The sequence below is a fragment of the Acidithiobacillus concretivorus genome (assembly GCF_018853445.1).
Classification (GTDB): Bacteria; Pseudomonadota; Gammaproteobacteria; order Acidithiobacillales; family Acidithiobacillaceae; genus Acidithiobacillus; species Acidithiobacillus concretivorus.
In genome coordinates, this window is sequence record NZ_JABELD010000052.1 from 1 (window position 1) to 5,500 (window position 5,500).

Consider the following 5,500-nt stretch of genomic DNA (forward strand, 5'->3'; position numbering starts at 1 on the left):
GCATCTTCCTCTATCCTTTAACGCCCAACGCACAGCAAAAGCTGCGGCAAAGCACCTAAAAGCCAATCGAAAATTTGTCCCGAGAGATCGGAGAGGCCGACAAACTTCATATTGAGAATTGCTGATATCAAAGCCTGTATTGAGATCATGCCGCCTATACACCGGCTGCCATCTGGACAGTAAACAGGTGCCCTCCAGATTTGTCACGAGACTACTGGGCGATCTCGGTTTTGACAGCATTTGAGTGCTTAACGATGCGTCTTCGAACGGTTTGCTTTCGCTCATCTTCTCAATACCTACCTGACGCCGTTATCGGCGCCTTTTCCACGGTCGCTCACCACCACGCCTTTTGAACGCAGCGGCACCGGGCGGTTTGAAGCCAGCCCCTGCAGGCAGACTTCGGGAGGCCTGCTCCCATCTTCGATACAGCATCGCAGGCTTACGCCTGCGTTCGTGACACACCCCAATATAACACCTTCATTTGGGTCGCCCGCCGGTTAATGAACACAAAAAGATGTCCAGACAGAGGATTCTGGCACAAGACACTGCGGGTCAACGCATACAGCCCGTCATAGGACTTGCGCATATCCACCGGCTGACCGCAGAGATGCACCCGTACCCGACCTTCCGGGAAAAACATCAGCCCCGCACCAGATGCAGAATCAGGCCACCGCCCAGATCCAGACGGAGTTCTAGTCGATGCGCAGCGTCTGCTTCCCGTCGGACCGGAGAGGGCACGTCTTCCAGTGCGCCCAAATCGACAAAATCAGGGATAGGCTGAGGGGCGGTGACAGCCGGAATAGCAGGACTCAGCGTCCCGGCAGAATTCCCTCCGGTATTCTGTAATCCATTGCGCAGCCGTCCTTGCCAACGATAGAAACTGGCCCGACTGATGCATGCCTGATGACAAAAATCCGTCACCGTCAAAGCACTTTCTGCCTGTTCATCCAGTAATGCCTGCCAGGTTTGGGCGCTGCGGCGCGGGGATCTCCTGCGCGGTGTTGATGGCACCATGTATTTTCTCCTCAGTCATGTCCTGGGAGATTATTCTGCACCTCTGAAAATTTCAGGATATAACACCGCTCAGTTACCGGTTACATTAGAGGAGCAGATTGTTTTCGCATATCAGGTTGACAGGTTGTGCCTGGAAGAATACGTAGGGACAACCGAAATAACTAGTCGGGTAGATACGCGTACTTCGTCTCGACACCAGCGTGGGCAATTGCTGCATCCCGAATCCTAACGGGCATTCACGAGGAATCACCAATCATGGGTTAACCTAATTTAATCAATGTTATTAATGCGGTAAGTAAATTAGCTTATGGTGAACCGCCATGATACTGTATGCATCAGTGTGACAATCAATGAAACAATTAATAAATCAATATTTTACGCTTGTTTAGTCTCGGGTGATCGGCATAATAATCAGCAACGGAAGCACGCAACCAGGAGCGTGCTTCCGTTACAGCCAATCGTTTTCTACGGGAGTTTTTACTATGCAACCAATTTTACCGGCAACGCTGTCCAGTGAGTCAATGGGGTTAGGCATTCCTGATGCGGCAATCCCTGATGCTGCAATACCGCCAAAATTACGGACGCTACTTTATGCTTTTCAACGAAAAACAAGCGCACCAATTCCGACCATTCTTTCATGCGTTCTCGCCACATTAGCGGTTGCTCAGGGAGGATCTGTGGACGTCGGCAGTTGGAAGGGAGGGAGATTTCCGCTTAACTTTTTTGCACTAATTGCCAGCGGCACAGGCGAAGGCAAGACCAGCGTTATAAATGCCATAATGAGTCCGCTGTCTGAATATGATTCAGAACTATATAAGCAGGAAATTATTAATAAAAACAATTACCTGATTAGCACGATGTTTAAGCTGTACTTTCATACAGTAATCCATCCTGATATAATCCACTGATTCTTATGACAGTGAGGTGCACCATGGCGATGAACCGCGTACAGTTTCAGAAAGGCTTGTCTCTCCCCGATTTTCTGCGACGTTTTGGCACCGAGGAACAGTGCGCAACGGCTCTGGAATCGGCGCGTTGGCCAGACGGATTTCATTGCCCCCAGTGTGACGGTATCCGGCATTCTGTTCTGAAATGCGGCTCGCGCAAGACCTTTCAGTGCAGCTATTGTCGCCATCAGACTTCGTTGATTGCCGGAACCCTCTTTCAAGGAACGCGTTTGCCTTTGACCATTTGGTTTCTGGCGATTTACCTGATCAGCCAGGCGAAAACCGGGTTGTCCGCTTTGGCGCTGAGTCGCCAGCTCGGCGTCAGTTACCCCACGGCCTGGCGTATCCATCACAAGCTCATGCAATCCATGCTGGAACGCGAAGCACTCTACACCCTGCAGGGTTCCGTACAAGCTGATGACGCCTATCTGGGCGGGGAACGATCCGGTGGCAAACCGGGACGCGGCTCCGAAAACAAGGTGCCTTTTGTCGCGGCCGTCTCGGTCGATGCACAGGAGCATCCTGTCTACGCGCGATTCACCACCATTAAAGGATTCACTGGTCCCGCCATAGCAGACTGGGCGCGCACGACGCTGGATAAAGCATGTCAGGTCCTGACCGATGGTCTTCCTTGCTTCAATGGGATAGCCGATGCGGGACGGGGTCATGCGGTAATTGTCTCTGGTGGCCGCAAACCGAGGGATTTGCCCCAGTTCAGCTGGGTCAACACCGTGCTGGGGAATCTCAAAACGAGTCTTTCCGGTGCTTACCATGCTTTTAAGTTTCGGAAATATGCGCAACGTTATCTCTCCACCGTGACTTATCGCTTCAACCGCCGTTTTAATCTGGCCATGTTACCCATGAGTTTACTTCGCGCCGCCGTCAACACTGGACCGAGGCCCGAGCACTGGCTCCGCTCAGCGGAATCATCGTGCTAATCAGGAACAATTATGATGCGAGGCATATACGCTGGGAAAAAAAGCTGAAAGTGCTTGAAAATAAAATGAGGGAGGCAATTAAAAGTGATAGCCCTGATGTTGGTAGCATTGAAGGGATTATCGCGAGCCACCTCAGTGAAAAACCAACAAGATCTAACAGCACCAAAAAAATCATTTCTGATGTAACTTTGACTGGGCTGCGAGATGCCTTAGTCGAGGCGGATGGGGATTCACTGCTGATGTTGAATTCCGACTCTGCACGAGTGTTCAGAGAGACGCTTTTAAAATTTGGCCCGGAGTTTTGCAGCGCATGGTCAGGAGAATCTTTCCGCATCGTGAAGAACAGGGTGAGTATATCGTCACCGAATCCCAGATTATCCATGCTATTGATGGTGCAACCCTCTATGGTTGAAGGATATTTCGATGATGACCATGAATTTAGGACATCCGGGCTAGCAGCGCGCTTCATCACTTACTTTCCGGATCCACTTATCGGCCAAAAATCGAGCATTCCCAGGAATACTTCTGATTATTATCTCATCACGATAGATGGCTGGTATAAGTCGATAAGAAACCTGCTGAACAGCAATAGATTGCGCCAGATCTCCTGCGGTAATTCCGAGAAAGAGCTGATGAAACTGAGTGAGGAGTCAGTTAGGTTTTTGAAATCAGAATTTGATAAGATTGACCGATTATTAGCTATCGACAGCAATGAGTTCTCAGGGATTGATGATGTCGCCCACCGCATGCTGGAACAGTCGTGTAAAATAGCCGCACTTTATGAGCTTTTTGATGATCCTGAGTCTAGAGAGATAAAGCCGCATCACATTGAAATGGCCTACAATATGGTGCTAGCACATGCGCGTTCTTTTAAGCGGATTTGTAACCCTGACAAACCTAAAAAATCAGATATAATAAAATCAAATAAGATATTGCAGTTCTTATGCTCTGGCAAATACAATGAGCAAGTTTTTTTGCCAAACCAACCTTTTCATGTTTATGGAACAAGGCTGGAAGTATACCAAAGATGCGGTCCAATACGAAAAAAATCGGAATATGAAGAACCGCTAAGAATGTTGGAAGTTGACGGAATAATTGCCATTATAGAATGCCCTGTTTTTATTTTAAATAGGCATGGTTTGCGCAAGTTCATAGTTGTTAAGGACCAAAGCTTATTGCCAAAATCGATACAAAATTGGCCGCATCTACCTATGCCAACTTTTTTGTAATACCACTGAACTTCAACCAATTACCATGAGATACGTCTAACCGAATGATACGCCACCAAACGCATGAGCATCTGAATGATAGATTTATTTGGGGTTAACTGAGATGGGGCCAGAATCCCAGAAAATGGTTGGGGAGGGCTTCGTCTGTGATGAGTTTGTGGACATCGGAGAAGGCAAAGCTAGTCCGCACCTTGACGAGATAGCGGTGATTGAGATTGGCCGTGATCCGGTCGGCGTAAATTCAGATCAGGGTGGTGACGATCAGGCAGAAATGGTGGTGGTTGGTGATCGCATCGGCGGTACGATTCTAGCTGCGGGCGCTCCCGATTTCCTTGTATGGAGTCGGGCAGAGTCAGGCCATTGCTGAAGCCATGGCCGCTTTTCCCATGCTTTTTCGTCCCGGTCGCTCCAGATCTTTCTGGCGACGTTTCGCAGGGCTCCAGTCAGCGGGCATGGCCTTTTCTTTGATCGGTTCTTTGTCTTCACGGATAAAATGTTGCTGGGGTGCGGGGACCAGGGTGGCATCAATGATCTGACCCCCGCGCGCCAGATAGCCGCGTTGTAGAATTTGTTGCTCAACGTCCGCAAACAGGGCTTCAGCACCGACTACCCCAATGCGGTTTTCAAAATGCCAGATGATTATGCGGTTAACGGGTCGCTTTTGATCGCATTTTTTTTGGACTTCATTGGTTGTTTCCAACCATGTATAACTAAAATAAGAGTATTATTCGAGGTGCACTATTGTTGAAAATTTTCTTATCCACTAAAAAGCCCCTTGATAAAGGGGCTGAGTTATTTGCTATTTTCTTATGCTCGTGCGGTTTGCCATGAATGCTTTAAGCTCGGATAAACGCACCATTTTACGCCTGTAAGAAACATAAACTGGAACCGGACATTCTGGATTATAGTAAGGTGTTGTTATATTGATCATACGGTAGTATGTCGGTGATGAAATACCGAGTATTTCACATGTCTTGGCTATAGAAACGAAACTATCAATTATATTAGGACTGCTTTTTATAGAAACTGCTGTATATATTTCACGAGATTCGAGGGTGGAAACCTCAGTCTCGCAATGCATCCCGGTGCCTCAAAAATTTCAAATGAATCATCTTGAACTCCAAAATAAAGTATCATAAGTCAGTGCGAAATCGCACAGTGTACTGTGACACATTATCAAGTGCATGTCAAAATCAATGCTATCCCCAAATTCCGCGATTGAAATGAGCGCACGTGGCGGATGATGGTAAACGTTCAGCCAACCCACCCTTGCGGATTGGCGCCCATCAGGGTAATGCGGTTTTTTTCCAGTTCCACGGCAAGAGTTCGTGGAGCCGCTTGTTGGGCCAAGTGGGGAGCTTTTCGAGCACGT

At 48.3% G+C, this 5,500-nt stretch carries 6 protein-coding genes and 1 pseudogene; 4 read left to right on the forward strand and 3 right to left on the reverse strand.

Annotated elements, in window-relative coordinates; genetic code table 11:
* Positions 1–439 precede the first annotated feature (439 nt).
* Both tnpB and tnpA read right to left on the reverse strand, forming a co-directional pair.
* Entirely contained in the window at positions 440–640 is a 201-nt protein-coding gene (tnpB, locus tag HJG40_RS07230; protein WP_215863564.1) for an IS66 family insertion sequence element accessory protein TnpB, read from the reverse strand.
* Positions 640–1,014, reverse strand: a complete 375-nt coding sequence (tnpA, locus tag HJG40_RS07235) for an IS66 family insertion sequence element accessory protein TnpA (protein WP_215863565.1) — start codon at positions 1,012–1,014, stop codon at positions 640–642. Before tnpA ends, tnpB begins: the two co-directional genes overlap by 1 nt.
* Before the next feature lie 482 nt (positions 1,015–1,496).
* Here tnpA and HJG40_RS07240 point away from each other — a divergent pair, with 482 nt between their 5' ends.
* The 4 genes from HJG40_RS07240 to HJG40_RS07255 all read left to right on the forward strand — a co-directional run bounded on the left by HJG40_RS07240 (position 1,497) and on the right by HJG40_RS07255 (position 4,495).
* Positions 1,497–1,922, forward strand: coding sequence for a DUF3987 domain-containing protein (locus HJG40_RS07240; RefSeq protein WP_215863566.1), 426 nt, complete (start codon positions 1,497–1,499; stop codon positions 1,920–1,922).
* Between the two features lie 23 nt (positions 1,923–1,945).
* Positions 1,946–2,899: an IS1595 family transposase gene (locus HJG40_RS07245; protein ID WP_215863567.1), complete on the forward strand. Its 954-nt coding sequence runs from the start codon at positions 1,946–1,948 to the stop codon at positions 2,897–2,899.
* Positions 2,893–4,128, forward strand: coding sequence for a DUF3987 domain-containing protein (locus tag HJG40_RS07250; RefSeq protein WP_215863568.1), 1,236 nt, complete (start codon positions 2,893–2,895; stop codon positions 4,126–4,128). The genes HJG40_RS07245 and HJG40_RS07250 overlap by 7 nt, the downstream gene beginning before the upstream one ends.
* A gap of 103 nt (positions 4,129–4,231) precedes the next feature.
* Positions 4,232–4,495, forward strand: a complete 264-nt coding sequence (locus HJG40_RS07255) for a hypothetical protein (RefSeq protein ID WP_215863569.1) — start codon at positions 4,232–4,234, stop codon at positions 4,493–4,495.
* Here HJG40_RS07255 and HJG40_RS07260 read toward each other — a convergent pair.
* Positions 4,494–4,774, reverse strand: a pseudogene (locus HJG40_RS07260) (IS5/IS1182 family transposase); the annotation flags it as partial. The gene HJG40_RS07255 and the pseudogene HJG40_RS07260 sit on opposite strands and share 2 nt — an antisense overlap.
* Positions 4,775–5,500 lie beyond the last annotated feature (726 nt).